The sequence below is a fragment of the Woeseia oceani genome, from assembly GCF_001677435.1.
GTDB classification, from domain to species: Bacteria; Pseudomonadota; Gammaproteobacteria; order Steroidobacterales; family Woeseiaceae; genus Woeseia; species Woeseia oceani.
This window is the reverse complement of the sequence record NZ_CP016268.1, coordinates 136,078-154,402: the sequence shown is the minus strand read 5'-3', so window position 1 is coordinate 154,402 and position 18,325 is coordinate 136,078. Positions and strand designations below refer to the sequence as shown.

The following is an 18,325-nucleotide window of genomic DNA, read 5'->3' as shown; positions in this document are numbered from 1 at the left end:
ACCAAGGAGAGCAAGCAATGTCAAACGAAGGCTACCACGAGCCGATTGAGGAACTGACTTACGAGACCCGCGACATGCATCGCGCCATCACGTCGTTAATGGAAGAACTGGAAGCGGTGGATTGGTACAACCAGCGCGTCGATGCCTGCAAGGATCCGGAACTCGCGAAAATTCTGGCGCACAACCGCGACGAGGAAAAGGAACACGCGGCGATGGTGCTGGAATGGATACGCCGTCGCGACCCGACCCTGGACAAGGAACTGCGGGATTCGCTGTTTACCGAAGGCGAGATCGGCGGCCACCACGACTGAACGCGCGGATTGCACTACCGGCAAGCCGCGCGGGCGCCGCTGCTGTCAGACGATGGCAGCGTGCGCGGCGGCTTCAACGCCCAGCCAGCTCGCGATACCTTTTGCCGCCTCACGGCCCTCGAACACGGCCGTGACCACGAGATCGGAACCGCGCACCATGTCACCGCCCGCGAACACTTTCGGGTTGCTGGTCTGGTACGGGTACTGGCCGAGCTTGTCGACCCGCACCCGGCCGTTCGGCTGAACCTCGATCTGCTGCTCCGCGAACCAGTCCGCCGGACTGGGCCGGAAGCCAAAGGCAATCACTACGGCATCCGCGGGCAGGATCTGTTCAGTGCCGGGTTTCGGCTCCGGACGTCGTCGACCGCCGGCATCCGCCTCACCCAACTGGGTCTCAATGACTTTCACGCCGGTTACCCGGTCGGTGCCGACAATTTCCAAAGGCTGCATGTTAAACAGGAAGTTCACACCTTCCTCGCGGCTGTTCATCACCTCGCGACGTGAACCGGGCATGTTCGCCTCATCGCGACGATAAGCGCAGGAAACGGACGCCGCACCCTGGCGGATAGCCGTGCGATTACAGTCCATGCCGGTATCGCCACCACCCAGCACCACGACATTCTTGTCGGCGAGATCGATGTACGGTGTTGCCGGGTCGACAATGCCGAGTTGTCGATTGATGTTTGAAATCAGGTACGGCAAGGCTTCATGCACACCATCGAGGTCTTCGCCGGCGAAGCCGCCACGCACGGAGGTATAGGTACCCATACCCAGGAATACAGCGTCGTAGTCGGTCAGCAATGTTTCAAACGGCAGGTCTTCTCCAACCCGCGTGTTGAGCTGGAACGTCACGCCCATGCCTTCCAGGATTTCGCGGCGCGTGCGAATGACGCTTTTTTCCAGCTTGAAAGGCGGAATGCCGAAGGTCAGCAAGCCACCAATTTCCGAATACGCGTCGAACACGACGGCACGAATCCCATTACGCGCCAGCACGTCGGCAGCGGCCAGTCCGGCAGGTCCGGCACCAACGATAGCGACACGCTTGCCGGTATCGATCACCTGCGACATGTCGGGCCGCCAACCAAGCTTCAGTGCTTCGTCGGTAATGTATTTTTCGATATTGCCAATACTGACCGCACCCAGGCCGTCATTCAGCGTGCATGCCCCTTCGCACAGGCGATCCTGCGGACACACCCGGCCGCAGACTTCGGGCAGGGAGTTGGTCTGATGAGACAGCTCCGCCGCTTCAAACAAGCGGCCTTCTTCAATCAATCGCAGCCAGTTGGGTATGTAATTGTGCACCGGGCACTTCCACTCGCAATACGGATTGCCACAGGAGAGGCAACGACCCGCCTGACTGGCCGCATCAGCTCCGTCGAACTGCCCGTAGATCTCCGAGTAGTGCTTGATGCGTACTTCGGCCGGTACTTTCTCCGGGTCGCGTCGCGGCAGTTCGAGAAACTGCAATGGGTGCTTTGACATGGTTACGCTGCCTGCCTTAATGATTCTATGAGCGAGCCCAGTTCAGCGGCTTTGGGTTTCACTACCCAGAACTTCGGCAGGTAACTGCGGAAGTCTTCCAGAATTTCCTCCGCCCAGGCACTGCCGGTGTAGTCCGCGTGTGCGGCCACCAGGCAACGCAAATGGTGCAAATGCGCTTCCATGCTTTCGGGCGTTATCCGGTGGATGTCGATCAGTTCGTGGTTGTAGCGATCCACAAAGTTGCGATCGAGATCGAGCACGTAGGCAAAGCCACCGGTCAGGCCGGCACCGAAGTTGACGCCAGTGCGACCCAAAACCACCACGACGCCACCCGTCATGTATTCGCAGCAATGATCGCCAGCGCCCTCGACGACAGCCGTCGCGCCGGAATTGCGCACCGCGAAACGCTCGCCGGCGAGCCCGGCCGCATACAACTGCCCGCCGGTCGCACCGTACAAACAAGTGTTGCCGATAATGCTGGTCTCGCGCGCAAGGTAGGCGGCGGTTGCCGGCGGCCGCACGACGATACGACCGCCGGTCATGCCTTTGCCCACGTAGTCATTGGCGTCGCCGGTCAACTCCATGTTCAGGCCGTCAACATTCCACGCCGCAAAACTCTGGCCGGCAGTGCCGTTCAGGGCAATATTGAGCGGCGCATCGATCATGCCGTGGTTGCCGTAGCGACGGGCTATCTCGCCTGACAGGCGGGCACCAATGGACCGGTTGAAATTGCGTACCGTGAATTCGAAGTCGCCGCCGGTCTTGTTCTCGATCGCCGGGAGTACCTCGGCCAGCATTTGCTCGGCCAGCTCGCCCCGGTCAAAGGGCTGATTCCGCTCGCTGCCACAGTAACGCGGCACATCATCCGCAACGCCACCCAGCGACAGGATGGGGCTGATGTCGAGTTGCTGTTGCCGGGTCGTGTCGCCGGCTTTGGCCTGCAGCAAATCGGCGCGACCAATGATTTCATCGAGCCTGCGCACGCCAAGGTCCGCAAGTCGTTGCCGGACATCTTCGGCCACAAAGGTGAAGAAGTTGACAACCATTTCCGGCAAACCGACAAAGAAATCGCTGCGCAGGATGTTGTTCTGAGTCGCAACACCCGTGGCACAGTTGTTCAGATGACAAATGCGCAGGTACTTGCAACCAAGCGCCACCATCGGTGCCGTACCGAAACCGAAACTCTCAGCGCCAAGCATTGCCGCCTTGATGACATCAAGACCGGTCTTGAGCCCGCCGTCCGTTTGCAACCGAACCCGGTGCCGCAGACCGTTGGCACGTAACACCTGCTGCGCTTCCGACAGACCCAGTTCCCACGGGCTGCCTGCGTATTTGACCGAGCTGAGCGGGCTCGCGCCGGTGCCGCCGTCATAACCGGAAATGGTGACCAGGTCTGCATAGGCTTTGACTACGCCTGCGGCGATCGTGCCAACACCGGGTTCCGCAACCAGTTTCACCGACACCAGGGCTTCGGGATTGACCTGCTTCAGATCGAAGATGAGCTGGGCCAGATCCTCAATGGAATAGATGTCGTGATGTGGCGGCGGCGATATAAGCCCCACACCAGGCCGCGCGTAGCGCAGCCTGGCGATCATTTCATTGACCTTGTGTCCCGGCAGCTGACCGCCTTCACCGGGCTTCGCGCCCTGCGCGATCTTGATCTGGATGACCTCGGCATTCACCAGGTATTCGGCCGTAACGCCAAACCGTCCGGACGCGACCTGCTTGATCTTGGACATGCGTTCGTTGCCGTAGCGTGAACGATCCTCGCCGCCCTCACCGGAGTTCGAACGGGCACCGATGCGGTTCATCGCAATGGCCAGCGCTTCGTGCGCTTCCGGCGACAATGCACCCAAAGACATACCGGCGCTGTCGAAGCGCTTGAGAATGCTTTCCACCGGTTCGACTTCGTCGACAGGAATTGGTGAGCCTAACGGTTGCTCTGCCATCAGGTCGCGGAACGTCGCGACCGGCCTTTCATTGACCAGCTTCGCGTAGTCGTTGTAACGGCTTCGATCGCCACTGCGCACCGCTGCTTGCAGGGTTGCGATGACATCGGGGTTGTAGCAGTGATACTCGCCGCCGTGCACGAACTTCAGCAGGCCACCCTGATTGAGCGGTGTCCGCGGTTCCCACGCGCAGGCAGCGAGCTTACGCTGATCGTCCTGCAAGTCTTTGTAGCCCGCGCCCTGTACCCGGCTGACTGTGCCGCGAAAGCACCGGTCAACAACGTCTTTGTGCAGACCGACGATTTCAAACAGCTGTGAACCCCGGTAACTCGAGATGGACGATATGCCCATCTTCGACATGATCTTGAACAGACCTTTGCGCACACCGCGGCGGTAACTCCGGCCGAGCTGTTGCTGATCATCCACGTTGCCGCGGCGAGCGAGGTCATGCAGGCTCTGGTAAACGAGGTAGGGATAAACCGCGGTCGCACCATAGCCGATGAGACAGGCGATGTGGTGCGGATCGCGGGCTGTGCCGGTCTCCACCAGGATATTGATTTTACAGCGTTTTCCGACTTCGATCAGCCGATGATGGACCGCCCCGGTCGCCAGCAACGCATGCACCGGCAACAGCCCCGGCTTCAGGTAGCGATCGCTGAGCATGATGATGACGTTGCCATCGTCGACGGCCTGTTCGGCCTCTTGGCAGATACGCGTTAACGAATCTTGCAGTGATTCGGTCTCTGGCGCGTTCAGGTCGATAAACGCATGTGCATCGGCAAACATGTCCGGCCCGAGCAACTGCCGCAGTTTGCGCTGCGAAAGTACCGGCGAGTTCATAATGACCTGGCGTGCACTCTCCGGGCCGATATCGAACAACGAACCTTCGCGTCCGATATTCGTCTGCAGCGACATGACGATACGCTCGCGCAATGAGTCGATCGGCGGATTGGTAACTTGCGCGAACTGCTGACGGAAGTAGTCGAACAGCGGCCGGACTTGCTTCGACAACACCGGCATCGGTGTGTCGTCGCCCATGGAGCCCACCGCTTCCTGCTCAGCCTGCGCGAGTACCGCAACAATCTCGACCAGCTCTTCGCGGCTAAGATTGAACATCTTCTGGTAGGTCGCCAGCGTCTCTTCGTTCATCGGCTCGGCCGCCATGTGCCGGTCGACCAGCTCCGAATCGAGGTAGCGCACGCCCTGCTTGAGCCATTTCTTGTACGGCGCGCGCGCCTTCAGAATGTCGTGTATATCGTCGTTGGACAACAAACGACCCTGGCGCAGATCCACCGCCAGCATCTCGCCTGGCCCCAGGCGGCCCTTGCTGACGACGTCTTTGTCAGCGTAATCGTAAACACCGATTTCCGAGGCAATCGTGATGTGCCGGTCTTTTGTTATCACGTAACGCGCTGGCCGCAAGCCGTTGCGATCGAGGCAACAGGCGGCGTAGCGACCGTCGGTCAGGACAATACCGGCCGGCCCGTCCCACGGTTCCATGTGGCAATCGTAAAACTCGTAGAACGCGCGCACGTCAGCGTCGATGGTATCGACTGTGTGCCAGGCAGGAGGAATCAGGATGCGCATCGCCTGCAGCACGTCCATGCCGCCGGCGCGCAGCACTTCCAGCATGTTGTCGAGGCTGGACGAATCCGAGCCCGTCAGAGAAACGATCGGCTGCAGGTCCGCCACGCTTTCCAGCTTGTCGGAGACAAAATTCTCGGCGCGGGCAAGCGCCCAGTTGCGATTGCCCGAAATCGTGTTGATTTCACCGTTATGCGCGATAAAGCGGAACGGTTGCGCAAGTCGCCATTCCGGCAAGGTGTTGGTCGAGAAACGCTGGTGAAACAGGCAAACCGATGTTTCCAGCCGCGGATCCTTGAGATCGCGATAAAAGCCGGGCAGCACGTCCGGCATCACCATGCCTTTGTAGCTGATCGTTGCCGACGACAGACTCGCGATGTACGCGGTCGGGTCGATGTCTCGCAACTGGTTTTCGGCGCGACGCCGGGCCAGAAACAGACTGCGATTCAAGGTACCGCGCTGCAGGCTGTCCGGTGCATTGACAAAAACCTGTTCAATTCGCGGTAGCGTCCGTAACGCCAGATCACCACAAACGGAAGGATCGGTAGGCACAACGCGCCAGCCGGCGGGCTCCAGTCCACTCGCGAGAATGGCATCGTCGATGGTTTGGCGGGTCGCCGCAGCAATCTCCGGGTCGGTGCTGAGAAAGACTGTTCCTGCGGCAAAACGATCAGCCACCGGAATACCGGCCTCACCGGCGACCGTGCGCAAGAAGGACTCGGGAAATTTAATTAACAGCCCACAGCCGTCGCCGGTCTTGCCATCGGCCGCCACCGCGCCACGGTGAGTCAGACGAGCGAGCGCATTAATCGCGGTAGCAATAACCCAGTGACTGGGTTGATCGTCAATATTGGCGATTAAGCCGAAGCCGCAACTGTCGCGGTCGTATGCTTTGTCGTACAAGCCGTTTGCAGATTTCTCAGTCATGTCTACCCCGGAGAGTCCGCAACAGCGACTCCCCAATACGCAACCAGCGATATGAAATGGCGCCCAGTTATTCCGAGAGGCCGTTGCACGGCGTTTGAGCCTGCGATGGTGAACCGCGGCTGGTACTTCCTGGATGATTTTTCGAGCGCCTAACGCCGGGCAGTATATGACAGTGGGTTTGCTTTCGGCCAGTGGCAGACGTATTCAGCCGCACCTGCACAGTCCCAGCGGGCGTTTGACCTCGCGGATATAAGCTCGAACGCAGTTTCCGGGCAAGTCGGCACGATCATCTTGCGCTGCAGTCGGCGGCCAGGCGCTTGCCTGCGACTATCGCACCAAAATGGTGCCATCCTGCGTGAACCGTAACGGTGGCGTGAAAGGTATGCCAACGGCGACGCTGCCGTTCACCTGGTAGGGAATTGGCCGTGACGTCCCCGAGCGCAGCAGTGAGGCGAAACTGGCCGCGGTACTCATCAGATCAAGATCGACGCTGATATCAAAGGTGCTTTCGCCACGGGCGGGTACGGTGAAGCGACTGCCGGTTTCACCGCTGGCAAACTGGCGGGACTCGAGAAAGACCGTGTATTGCACGCTTTTTACCGGCAGCGGAAACGGGTTCGGATTGGCAACATCGAAGTGCAGGCGAAACGTCTGGCGGCGCAGATTCAGCTCAAGCAGTTCAATGGAACTGATTTCCACCACCGGGCTTTCGATGGCCGGCCCCTGGCTGGCGCAAGCGCTGAATAACAACGACATGCATAACGCAAGGATCCCTGCTCGCGCCTTCCTCTTGAACCTGTCCATAACCGTTCTCCTGCTGCTTCCCAGCGTATAGCTATCAGCGCAACTCATTCCCAAGCTCACCCCAGCGGGCACCGCTCAGCAACCAGTCGTCGTCTTCAAGTTGCAATTCAAGTTCGAAGCGATAGGCGTCGGCACTGAAGCCGAGCATGCTGTTGTTCGACCCTGCCATCGCTACTTTCAGGACAACGTCAGCCGCCGTTTCCTGATGTATTGTGATGCTCTCGATATCGACCAACAGGGCAATCGCGTTCTGACGCAGGAACATGATGCGAAACAGGCGATCCAGATCCGCTCGTTCATAGCCGCGCGCATCGGTGTATGAGGTCGCGATTCTTGCCTTGAGCGCCGCCCGGTCCTTGCTCTCCGCCTCTTCTTCAGCGCCTGCAATCCACGCTCGCACAGCCTGCTCCGGCGCAGCCGGCGGTTCACCACAGGCAAACAAGCCAATGAGCAACAATACGAGGCTGCCGGTTACCCGGTACTGCGACAGCGAATTCAGCATACGGACCGACACCCCGTCTGAATTCGCGGCAATTCCGCCATTAACCGCATGAAACCGCCGGTTCAGCAGACCTTGCCAAACCTGAACTGCCGGTTGTTTCGCTGCTCATACCGTTAACCACTCCCGGTGACGCCGTCACGAATAATGTACGCTAGACTTCATCCATACCCGACAAACTGCGTGGGGTAAAGGCGAGAATCGTGACGCAATTCGCAGATCGCGTCACTTCAGGTGAACGAACCCGCAACGACGCGGATGGATATTCCCGGGAAACGCTATGTCGGTAAAACTTCTCAGCGAAAGCATGGACGCAACGATGACGGACGACGACCAGTTGCGCATCGATCGCGTACTGTCGTTCTGGTTTCAGGAACAGGAGCTCAGCGCACCGCAAATCGATGCGCGCATGGATACCTGGTTTGGTGAGAACCCCGCTTTCGATCATGAAATAGAAAGAGTATTTTCCGGCGATATCGAGCGCGCATCCGACGGCAAGCTGCAGCATTGGGCCGAGCAACCGCGCGGCCGGCTTGCGCTGATCATTTTGCTTGATCAGTTTCGCCGCAACATTTATCGGGGAACAGCAAAGGCGTTCGATATGGACAAGCGGGCCCTCAAGCTGTGTGTCGAGGGTGCCATGCAAAACATGGACAAGAAACTGACCCCGATAGAACGCGTGTTTTTCTACATGCCGTTGCAGCATGCTGAATCACGCCGGGTTCAGGAAAAGTCCATCCAGATATACCAACGGCTGGCGAAGTCGGTGTCCGCTACTTACCGCGAAACTTTCGAAACCATCCTCCAGTTCGCCGAACTGCACCGCGATATCATTGCGCAGTACGGTCGTTTTCCGCACCGCAATCAGCTACTGGGCCGGCCGAACACCAAAGAAGAAGACGAATACCTGTCGGGTGAGGACACGCCCGATTTCGGTCAGTCCTGAGCTCGCTGAGTGTGCAAACCGCGCAGTGACACGCGGTTGAAGCGCACTCCCAGTAGCACGGCTGCAACGGTCAGGCCCAGCACAAATCCTGCCCAGATCCAGTTCGGCGCCGCCTGCAAAGGCACGGCCGCAACGTAGGCCAGCGGAAACGCCAGCACCCAGTACGAAAACATATTTATCAGCATGGGAGTGCGTGTGTCTTTGTACCCCCGTAGTGCTGCCGCCGCACCGATTTGCAGACCATCAGCGACCTGAAAAGCGGCGGCCATCAGCAACAAGCTGATGGCAATGACGCGCACGGCTTCATCGGTGGTGTACAGGCTGACCACCTGTTCACGAAATATCAGCAGGACGCTGGCTGACAAGGCCATGAACGCGCCGCACATGATAATGCCCACAACCCCGGCGAAACGTGCGCCGGCCATGTTGGAGCCGCCGATGGCGTGGCCTATTCGTATGGTCAGTGCCGAGCTCAGTGCCAGCGGCACCATGAACATCGTCGAGGCGAAATTAAGGGCGATCTGATGTGCCGCGGTGATGTCGACACCACGCGTCCCCATCAATATGGAGACCACGGAGAACAAGCCGGCTTCGGCCGAAATCGTAATGGCTATCGGCCAGCCCAGGGCAATGATCTCGCGAAACACCTCCGGTCGCAGCCGGTAGAAGCGTTGATGAATTTCCAGCGACCGGTAAACCGGGTGCAGCAGCATGTAGGCCCCGAGCACGAACATGATCAACCACATGGTGACCGCACTTGCGACACCGGCGCCTACCGCCCCCATTGCGGGAGCACCCAGGTTGCCGAACATGAGTACCCAGTTCAGAAACACGTTGCAGACCAGCGCCAGTAGCGAGGTATACATGATCGGTCGCGTGCGACCGACGCCCTCGGTGGTGAAACGGAAAGCGAAAAAGGCACTGATTGCCGGAGCGCCCCAGACGATGGCCAACAGGTAGTCAAGCGTCAGCGCACGAAATTCGAGATCAATACCGACGAACGACAGCACCGGTGCAGCAAGAAAATGCGCGAGCGCGATCAGAGTTGAACCCAGCAGCAACGACAACCAGAGGCCGTGCCGAGTGTAACGACCGATCAGTGCTGGCTGACCGGAACCGAAATAGCGCGCGGCGATAGGCGATATCGCCATCATGAGCCCCAGCATCAGGGTCATACCGAGGAACCAGACACTGGCCCCGACCGCCACTGCCGCGAGCGACTTTGCCCCGAGCTGTCCGGCCATGACAGCGTCGGCGAACTGCATGCCCGCGACGGCGAGATTGTTGACGATCAACGGACCCGCCAGACGAAACAGTGCGGTCGCCTCTGTGCACCAGTTCTTGCTGGAGGTGAAGATAGTCATCGTGATTTACTGCCGGATTTTTCGGCGACTCTAGCATGCGTCGCTGACGATTCCTTGGTCCATGGTGTAAAGTGCCGTTTATCGCAACTACGGTGCCTACAGGAAGGGAGAAGAGCGATGCTTCATGACGGTCAAGCCAGGCGCGTTGCCATTATCGGCGGACTGCGAATTCCCTTCTGCCGCGCGCACACTGCGTATTCCTCGTGCTCCAATCAGGACATGATGACGGCAACACTTGCCGCGCTCGTCGAGAAATACGACCTGAAAGGCCAGACGCTCGGTGATGTTGCACTCGGCGCGGTTATCAAGCACTCGAAAGACTGGAACCTTGCTCGTGAATGCGTGATTGGCTCCGGCTTGTCCTTGCGTACTCCGGGTGTTGATTTGCAGCGCGCCTGCGGCACCAGCATCGAGGCCTGCATCCAGATCGCCAACAAGATCTCGCTCGGCCAGATAGAAGCGGGCATTGCGGGTGGTACCGACTCGATCAGCGATGCGCCGATCGTGTACCCGGACGACTATCGCGCGATCCTGATGGAAGTATTCCGTGCACGCAGCCTCGGAGGCCGGCTCAAGCCCTGGCTCAAGCTGCGGCCACGGCATTTCAAACCTCAGCTGCCGGGCGTGGTTGAGCCGCGCACCAATTTATCGATGGGCGAGAGCACCGAGCTTACGGCCAAGGAGTTCGGCGTAACCCGTGAGCAGCAGGATCAACTTGCTCTCGCGAGCCACCTCAAAGCCGCCGCCGCTTACGACGCCGGCTTCTACGACGATCTCATCGTGCCGTTTCAGGGCACCAGGGAAGACAACAACATCCGTCGTGACACAAGCTACGACAAACTCGCCAAACTGAAGCCGGTATTCGATCGCTCCAGCGCAGGCACCATGACAGCGGGCAACAGTACGCCGCTCACCGACGGTGCCGGCGCGGTATTGCTGGCATCGGAACAATGGGCGCGCTCGAAAAACCTGCCGGTCAGTGCATGGCTGACATTCTGCAAGGTCTCGGCCGTCGACTTCATCAACACCGACGGCTTGCTGCTGGCACCTGCCTTTGCGGTTTCAGACATGCTTAAGGACGCCAAACTGACCTTGCAGGATTTTGACTTCTACGAAATCCATGAGGCCTTTGCCGCACAGACCCTCGCCACCATGCAGGCCTGGCAGTCAGCCGACTTCTGCCGAGACAAACTCGGGCGGCAGGAACCCATGGGCACCATTGAAATCGACAAACTCAATGTCAAGGGTGGCAGCCTCGCCATCGGCCACCCGTTCGCCGCAACCGGCGCACGGGTGATCAGCACCATGGCCAAATTGCTGAGCGAAAAAGGCTCGGGCCGCGGCCTCGTTTCAGTTTGCACAGCCGGTGGCATGGGCGTCACGGCGATCCTCGAAGCCGCCTGATCCGCAGCCAACGCACATCGGGCACGCCGGCATACTGCCCGGCAGAAGACCAGGTGCAACGGCGTTGCACGACTTGAAGGGGCGCAGATGGGGGATCTCAGCCAGATACTGGCATCGATTAATGCCGTACTTTGGAATGAAACCTGGCTGTTTGTTATCGCCGGCACAGGTGTACTGTTTACTGTCTGGAGCGGTTTCTGCCAGTACCGGGTGCTGCGCCACGCGCCCGCCGTGGTACGCGGCGTCTACGACGACCCGAAAGACCCGGGCGCGATCAATCATTTTCAGGCGCTGTCTGCCGCACTCTCGGGCACCGTCGGTCTCGGCAACATCGGCGGTGTTGCCCTCGCAATAGCACTCGGCGGCCCGGGCGCGATCTTCTGGATGTGGATCGTCGCGATCCTCGGCATGGCGATCAAGCTGACGGAAGTCACACTGTCGATGCTCTACCGCAATACCGACGACCCGGACAATCCGCACGGCGGACCGATGTGGGTCGCGGACCGCGCTTTGAAACGCATGAAGCCGGAGCTCGCGTGGCTCGGCAAATTTCTCGCCGTGATGTTCTCGATCTGCGTGATGATGTCGGCATCGACCGGCGGCAATATGTTCCAGGCATGGAACGTCGCCGATGTCACCGGCCAGTACTTCGGCGTAGCGGGCTGGATCAGCGGGGCTCTGCTGACAATCATCGTCGCGGGCGTACTGCTCGGCGGCATCCGCCGCATTGGCCGGGTGACCGGCGTGCTGGTACCGGTCATGGTGTTCTTCTATATAGTCGCCGGCATCTGGGTACTGGCCGTCAACATCAGCGAAGTGCCGGGCATGTTGTTGCTGATTATCACTTCCGCGTTTACCCCTACCGAGGCCAGTGGCGCCTTCATCGGCGGCACCGTCGCCTCGGCATTCCTGTTTGGTATGAAGCGGGCGATCTTCTCCAACGAAGCCGGTCAGGGTGGCTCGGCTATCGCTCACTCTGCAGCCAAGACCGACGAACCGGTGCGCGAGGGCATTGTCGCCGGACTCGAACCGTTCATCGACACGCTCGTCGTTTGCACTTTTACCGCGCTCATCATCCTGTCCACCGGCGTATGGAACCGGGCTCCGGACGCAGTGTTCGAGACCCCGCCGGTGCCGAACCGGAGCGATGCGGGCTGGGTCTACAGCACAACGGCCTTGCCGGGCACCGACTGGCGGGATGGCGAGCCGGTCATGATGGTGGTCGTGGCGGATGCCAACAGTGCGACCGGTCACAGCCGGCATCGGCTGTCCGGCTCCGTGCAGCAAACAACAGACGGCTACGTCGCGATCTGGAACCCTCTGGCAAGCGAAATCCCACCGCGTATTGCAGAGGGCGGCCTGTACCGCGATTACGTCGGCGCGACATTGACCGCGAAGGCCTTCGACACCGTGACGCCCGGACTCGGCAAGTGGCTGATTACCATTGGCTCGTGGTTGTTCGCGGTATCCACGATCATCGCCTGGGGCTATTACGGCGAACAGGGCGCGGTGCACCTCGCCGGTCGGCGCGGCGTATTGCCGTTTCGGCTGTTCTATTGCTCGCTCGTGTTCATCGCCACGCTCGGTCACATTCAAACCAGCGCAGATCTCGACAACCTGACCGGCATCGGCCTCGGTGTCATCATCTACGCCAACCTGCCGATCCTGTGGATCTTTGGTTATCAGGCAATGCGTGCCTACCGCGAATACATTGGCAGGCTGCAGCGCGGCGAGATGGGTCCCGACCACCCGCCACCGTCACTGGATGACCTGCTGAGTGGTCGCGACGTTCGGCAGTAAAAGCCCGTCTCAGATATCGACGACCGTCGTTGCGCCTGTTTCGATAGTAAAGTTTTGCGGTGCAGAGAAAGCAATGTCTTCGTCGCTACCCGCAATATCGTCGCTGGCCTGACAGGTAAAGGCAGCCGTGTATTCGCCAGGCGGCAAAAACATCACTTGATAAACATAGTCGCCGTTGATGTCTTGCCGCACGGTCGCTGTAGCCAACGGCGGCATCGTTGGATCATCGATGTCGCCTGGGGTGACACCGTTACCACTGTATACGTACACCGAGTTGCCGGTATCGGCTGCCAGATCGTTGCTACAGGCCGCGTCCTGAACAAGTGCCGTGGCAACGACACCCTCAAGGTCGCCGTAAACAGCGCGATCGGTTACGCGCAAAGCCGGACGTAAATGCAATCCGGGCTGACCAACCGGATTGGCAAGTGCCTTGCGCAGATCCCAGTCAATTACGAGGTCGGTACTGCCACCGGCAAGTACCGTGAAACCGCTAACGAGGCGCAACCCGTTCTGGCTCCCGCTCGGTACACGCAATTCAACCTGTCCGGTGGGCAGCACGGCATACGAGTCGAAAACATTGTCAAATTCAGCATTGACTGCCAGCCGTACCCAGTTATAGACGCCAGCTGGTAATACGGTCTCCGGTAGCAATTCGGCCGTTGTGCCGTTCGTCAACGTCAGCAAGTCAAAGTCCTTGGGCTGGTCGAATACGATCTCGATCTCATCGCCGGACTCGGGCTTCAAGGTCACGCCGGTAAACTGCACATTGACTTCGAGGACGTCGTCAACGGGTGCATCGGTAATGCCAATGGCCAGCGTACCCTCACTCGCGCCCGCCAGCCCGGAGCCACTACCGCCACCGCACGCTGACAGCGCAAACGCCCCACATACTATAAAGCGGCGAAAGGTCTTAGTGTCCATGGGTAACTCCGTTATTCAGTATTCCAAAACACGGAACGTACAGGGGCAGCCGTTGCGGCGCGACTGTCGCAGTGTTGCGACCCGTTTAAAATCAGAAACTTATCACTGAATACTGGCCTCTTTCAGCCAGCGGCGAAGGGCGGTCTCGACCCGCTCATGCGCACGTTTCGCGATTACTCCGGACAATTCAATGCCGGCGAGATGGGTCCCGACCACCCGCCAACGTCACTGGATGACCTGCTGAGTGGTCGCGACGTTCGCTAGCAACGCTTTACTGGTTACTGCGCCGCGTGGCCCGCTGTATGCGCTCAATGGCGCGCTCAAGTTTCTCCTTTGCCTGACTGGTGATGTTGCCGTCGCGGTATTCTTTGACGACGAACGTTTCGATACGCTCCATCATGCGATCAAGGTCCGCTTCCGTTTCACCCGCTTTCTGCGGCTCATCGAGGCGATCGATGGCACCGAACAGATTGATCCAGCGCTCACTGCGTTTGCCGTATCGCAGTAAGTCGTAAAACTCGGTGCCCGGTTCCTTGCGACCCGACAGCAGGCTGATAACGCCGGCGACCAGCGACAACGGCACCAGGGCGAAATCGCGAAGGCCATCGACGATCAATTTCAACTGCAACAGGCCAATGTCGCGTAGCAGCTGCAGCTTTCCGGGTTTGTACGCTTCAGGTGCCACCGGATTGTTTTCACTCATAATCACCCCCTGCCAGTTGGCTCAGCATGGTAAGCCATCGGTGGCGCCGAATGCAGCATTTTAGTATTGTCCGTCAACGACTTGCGCTAGCACGCACCGGAAGAACAGCACGATGCCGAGATACCTGGCTACACCCGCTTACGCGCACGGCGCACCGCACAGATCGGGCGTACTGCTCGTCAATCTCGGCACGCCTGACGCGCCGACCACGGCCGCGGTTCGGCGCTACCTCAGGCAATTTCTGTCCGACCCGAGGGTGGTCGAAGTACCGCGTGCACTTTGGTGGCTCATACTCAACGGCTACATCCTGCGTACCCGGCCGGCCAAATCGGCGGCGGCTTACAAAAAGATCTGGACGGATCGCGGCTCACCATTGCTTTTGCATTGTCAGGACATTGCAGCAGGCGTGGCAGAAAAGCTGGCTGGCAGTCTGTCGCAGTCTGTGCCCGTGGAACTGGCGATGTCCTACGGCGAGCCGTCCATAGCATCAGCCCTCAAGCGACTGCACGAACAACACGTACGGCGCATCGTTGTGCTGCCCCTGTACCCGCAGTACTCCAATACAACCACAGGGTCGGTATTCGCCGATGTCAGCACCCTGCTGTCGGGCCGGCGCTGGGTACCCGAGTTACGTTTTATCAATCACTACCATGACGCCACCGGCTATATCACGGCACTCGCGGACAGTATTCGGGACTACCGCGCGCGTGAGGGTGCGGGCCGGCACCTGTTGTTTTCGTTTCACGGACTTCCGCAACGCATGCTGCTGGATGGCGACCCCTATCATTGTCAGTGTCAGAAGACGGCCCGGCTGGTTGCCAGTGCGCTCGAGCTGGATGACTCCGAATGGACGGTCGGGTTCCAGTCCAGAGTGGGCCGCGAGCCGTGGTTGCAGCCCTACACGGATGAATTGCTCAGGCGTTGGGGCAAAGACGGGTATGGCGACATTGATGTCGTTTGCCCGGGCTTCTCCGCGGATTGCCTGGAAACTCTGGAAGAAATTTCTTTGCAGAACGCCGAACTGTACGCTGCAGCCGGCGGCGGCCAGCTGCGCTACATTCCGGCACTGAATGCACGGGATGATCACATCGCATTCCTGAGTGAATTGCTCCTGAACACGATGGGTGGCTGGCCGGAAGCCTCTTCGGCAGACGCAGCAACCCTCGCCAATGATCATGAAAAAAGCCGTACGCGCGCCCGCGCAATGGGAGCGAAGACATGAAAATAACCTGTCAGGTTGATGCTTGAGCGCTGGCTCGAAATCAGTGTTCACTCCAGCGATATTCTGGAATCGCTGAGCTTTTACAGGGCGCTCGGCTTTACTGAATTGCAATCCGGCGACGTCTGGCCACACCCATATGCCGTCGTCAGCGACGGCGATCTCGTCATCGGCTTGCACGAGCGAGAGTTTGCTTCACCCACCCTGACGTTCGTGCAGCCCGAGCTGGGTCGGCATGCGCGCGCCATGAGTGATCACGGCTTCGAATTCTCGCTCATGCACCTTGATGCAGACGTTTTCAATGAACTGCAATTCATGGACCACGACGGGCACAACATTGCGTTGCTCGAAGCGCGTACCTTTTCCCAGTCTGAAGATAGCTGCAAAGACTCTGCCTGCGGCCGCTTTTTCGAACTGACATTACCGACCCGGGATGCCGTACAGGCCGGCCGTTTCTGGGCGCCGCTCGCGCCACACGTCGAGCGCTTGCGCGAAGAGCCAACGACTCATATGCGCTTCGATGCCGGCGGACTGCCACTCGGTGTCAGTGAGAGCATCGCCCTCGACAAGCCGGCCATTTGCTTCAAATGGTCGGACCCGCAGACTATCGCCGACCTTGTCGAACGCTTTGGATTCCGGTGGCAGAAGTTTCCGGGGTTTGAAGGCGCGTTCGGCGTACTGGTGGCACCGGAGGGCACGCGGCTATACCTTTTCGACGAAGACTTTCTGGGTGAGCCTTATCTCGTGTCCGAGGAAGACGCAGCGCCTTAACCGGCCTGAGCCGCTGCCCGGGCCGCGGCGACTGCGAGCCGGCGAGTCATCAGCGAAGGTCGGCGACCCGCTCGGCCTGACGGCGCAAAGCCATGCCGAAGTTGACGCTGTCGAACAACGCGTTGATTGCCCCGAGTTTCGGTGCTTGCGGTCGTAGTCCGTAAGCCGGATTGGTCACCGGTGCATCACAGGCAATACCGGTAAGCTGCCGCGCCAGCATGGCCGCCGGACGGTGCATTTCCAGCTTGGCACCAAGCGTCTTGGCGCCGCGGACCGTCACCTCGTGCACACTGTCGAGGTTGGCGTATATACCCTGCAATGAACCGAAATGCTGCAACAACGCAGCGGCGGTCTTTTTGCCAACACCGGGCACACCCGGAATGTTGTCAACAGCGTCCCCTGCCAAGGCCAGGAAATCGGCGATTTGTTCCGGCCAGACGCCGAAGACCTCCGGAATCTGCTCGTAGCGCAGCTGGCCTTTGCCAGCGAAATCCCAGAACACGTCCTGCCGGGAAATAAGCTGCGCCAGATCCTTGTCACGACTGACGATGGTTGAAGGGATTCCTTGTTCGCGGCCGCTGGTGACCAGCGTGCCGATCAGATCGTCCGCCTCGTAGCCCGGCTGCGCGTACTCAAGTATCCCCATGGCCCGGGCGTACTGCCGGCACAAGTCGAACTGACGTTTCAGTTCCGGCGGTGCCGGGTCGCGATTGGCTTTGTAATTGGGGTAGATCTCGGTACGAAAGGAACCGCTGAGGCTTTCATCAAACAACACGGCAACGTACTCCGGACGCACGCGCTCCATGAAGTCGCCGAGAAACCGGCAGAAGCCGTAGAACGCATTCACCGGGTTGCCATCATCGTCCAGCATGTCATCCGGCATGGAAAACCACGCGCGGAAGACGTACACACTACCGTCTATCAGGTACTGCATTCGATGTCCGAGTACTCAACGTGCTCCGGCTCGTCAAAAATGGTGACCCCTTCGGACAAGTGGCCCGAGAGACGTGCGTGCAGCGGACTTGATCGCGGAATGTGCGCCAGCAGGTACTGCATCTGGTCAATCAGCACGCGGCGCCCTTTCAAATAGATGTACTCGGCATAAGTCGGGGTGAACGGTACCGCAATGAGCTGCATTCCTGCCTGCTCCGGCGTATTGCCACCTTTGTGATTGTTGCAACGCCGACAGGCGGTAGCGACGTTGTTCCAGACATCCAGGCCGCCCTGCGACAACGGCGTTATGTGATCCCGCGTGAGCTCGCGGGTCGGAAATCGCAGTGCGCAGTACAGGCAAAGATTCGCATCACGCTTGAACAGGGTGCGGTTATTCAAGGGTGGCGTATATTGCTCGTGCACATAGGCATGACCCTGGCTGGTGCCGTGGGTCGCAATGATCGAGCTGACATCAACGCGACTCCGGCGGCCGGTCAGGGCGCTGCAACCGCCGCAAACCGTGTAGAGGTGAATTCCACAGGCATAGGCCACCTGCTCGGTGTGATACAACCTGACCGCCTCGCGGTAGTCGATCCACTCGAGTGGCATTCCCGACACATCGGTTCGCAGAACCTGCTGGGAAATATCTGACGCGGCACCTGACAACATCAATCGGAACCTCTTCGACTATGCACAGAGCGTAGCCTA

General features: G+C 59.4%; 15 protein-coding genes. 6 read left to right on the top strand and 9 right to left on the bottom strand.

The features are described from left to right. The first annotated feature begins 17 nt into the window (after window positions 1-17). A complete protein-coding gene (locus BA177_RS00640; protein ID WP_068611817.1) occupies window positions 18-311 on the top strand; it encodes an encapsulin-associated ferritin-like protein in 294 nt (97 codons plus the stop codon). A 45-nt stretch (window positions 312-356) separates the two neighbouring features. On the opposite strand, the gene BA177_RS00635 is transcribed toward BA177_RS00640, so the two are convergent. The 4 genes from BA177_RS00635 to BA177_RS00620 all read right to left on the bottom strand — a co-directional run bounded on the left by BA177_RS00635 (window position 357) and on the right by BA177_RS00620 (window position 7,559). After that, the gene (locus tag BA177_RS00635; protein ID WP_068611815.1) at window positions 357-1,793 is read right to left on the bottom strand and encodes an FAD-dependent oxidoreductase; all 1,437 of its coding nucleotides are present in this window, start codon (window positions 1,791-1,793) and stop codon (window positions 357-359) included. Window positions 1,794-1,795: 2 nt separating this feature from the next. Then, complete coding sequence (gene gltB / locus BA177_RS00630) at window positions 1,796-6,253, bottom strand: glutamate synthase large subunit (protein ID WP_068611813.1); 4,458 nt, start codon at window positions 6,251-6,253, stop codon at window positions 1,796-1,798. A 327-nt stretch (window positions 6,254-6,580) separates the two neighbouring features. Continuing rightward, window positions 6,581-7,057, bottom strand: coding sequence for an LEA type 2 family protein (locus tag BA177_RS00625; protein WP_197493246.1), 477 nt, complete (start codon window positions 7,055-7,057; stop codon window positions 6,581-6,583). A gap of 34 nt (window positions 7,058-7,091) precedes the next feature. Next, window positions 7,092-7,559: a hypothetical protein gene (locus tag BA177_RS00620; protein ID WP_068611809.1), complete on the bottom strand. Its 468-nt coding sequence runs from the start codon at window positions 7,557-7,559 to the stop codon at window positions 7,092-7,094. Between the two features lie 277 nt (window positions 7,560-7,836). On the opposite strand from BA177_RS00620, the gene BA177_RS00615 reads away from it, so the two are divergent. Further along, on the top strand, window positions 7,837-8,502 hold the full coding sequence (locus tag BA177_RS00615) for a DUF924 family protein (protein WP_082989729.1): 666 nt from the start codon (window positions 7,837-7,839) through the stop codon (window positions 8,500-8,502). Here the strand turns inward: BA177_RS00615 and BA177_RS00610 are convergent. Then, window positions 8,493-9,866: an MATE family efflux transporter gene (locus BA177_RS00610; protein ID WP_068611806.1), complete on the bottom strand. Its 1,374-nt coding sequence runs from the start codon at window positions 9,864-9,866 to the stop codon at window positions 8,493-8,495. The two genes, BA177_RS00615 and BA177_RS00610, sit on opposite strands and share 10 nt — an antisense overlap. A 117-nt stretch (window positions 9,867-9,983) precedes the next feature. Here BA177_RS00610 and BA177_RS00605 point away from each other — a divergent pair, with 117 nt between their 5' ends. Continuing rightward, window positions 9,984-11,270, top strand: coding sequence for an acetyl-CoA C-acetyltransferase (locus BA177_RS00605; protein WP_068611804.1), 1,287 nt, complete (start codon window positions 9,984-9,986; stop codon window positions 11,268-11,270). Window positions 11,271-11,357: 87 nt separating this feature from the next. Continuing rightward, a complete protein-coding gene (locus BA177_RS00600; RefSeq protein WP_068611802.1) occupies window positions 11,358-13,070 on the top strand; it encodes an alanine/glycine:cation symporter family protein in 1,713 nt (570 codons plus the stop codon). A 9-nt stretch (window positions 13,071-13,079) separates the two neighbouring features. On the opposite strand, the gene BA177_RS00595 is transcribed toward BA177_RS00600, so the two are convergent. Then, complete coding sequence (locus BA177_RS00595; protein ID WP_068611801.1) at window positions 13,080-13,991, bottom strand: DUF4382 domain-containing protein; 912 nt, start codon at window positions 13,989-13,991, stop codon at window positions 13,080-13,082. Window positions 13,992-14,262: 271 nt separating this feature from the next. Further along, window positions 14,263-14,694: a hypothetical protein gene (locus BA177_RS00590; protein WP_068611799.1), complete on the bottom strand. Its 432-nt coding sequence runs from the start codon at window positions 14,692-14,694 to the stop codon at window positions 14,263-14,265. A 112-nt stretch (window positions 14,695-14,806) separates the two neighbouring features. Here BA177_RS00590 and hemH point away from each other — a divergent pair, with 112 nt between their 5' ends. After that, a complete protein-coding gene (hemH, locus tag BA177_RS00585; RefSeq protein WP_068611797.1) occupies window positions 14,807-15,916 on the top strand; it encodes a ferrochelatase in 1,110 nt (369 codons plus the stop codon). Between the two features lie 18 nt (window positions 15,917-15,934). Then, window positions 15,935-16,684 (top strand): glyoxalase/bleomycin resistance/dioxygenase family protein, encoded by a 750-nt coding sequence (locus BA177_RS00580; RefSeq protein ID WP_068611791.1) that lies wholly within the window; start codon window positions 15,935-15,937, stop codon window positions 16,682-16,684. 49 nt (window positions 16,685-16,733) lie between these two features. Here the strand turns inward: BA177_RS00580 and BA177_RS00575 are convergent, their stop codons facing one another. Together BA177_RS00575 and BA177_RS00570 are read right to left on the bottom strand one after the other, a co-directional pair. Then, window positions 16,734-17,618, bottom strand: coding sequence for a 5'-3' exonuclease (locus BA177_RS00575; protein ID WP_068611789.1), 885 nt, complete (start codon window positions 17,616-17,618; stop codon window positions 16,734-16,736). Next, window positions 17,606-18,286, bottom strand: a complete 681-nt coding sequence (locus tag BA177_RS00570) for an HNH endonuclease (RefSeq protein ID WP_068611786.1) — start codon at window positions 18,284-18,286, stop codon at window positions 17,606-17,608. The genes BA177_RS00575 and BA177_RS00570 overlap by 13 nt, the downstream gene beginning before the upstream one ends. Window positions 18,287-18,325: the final 39 nt, after the last annotated feature.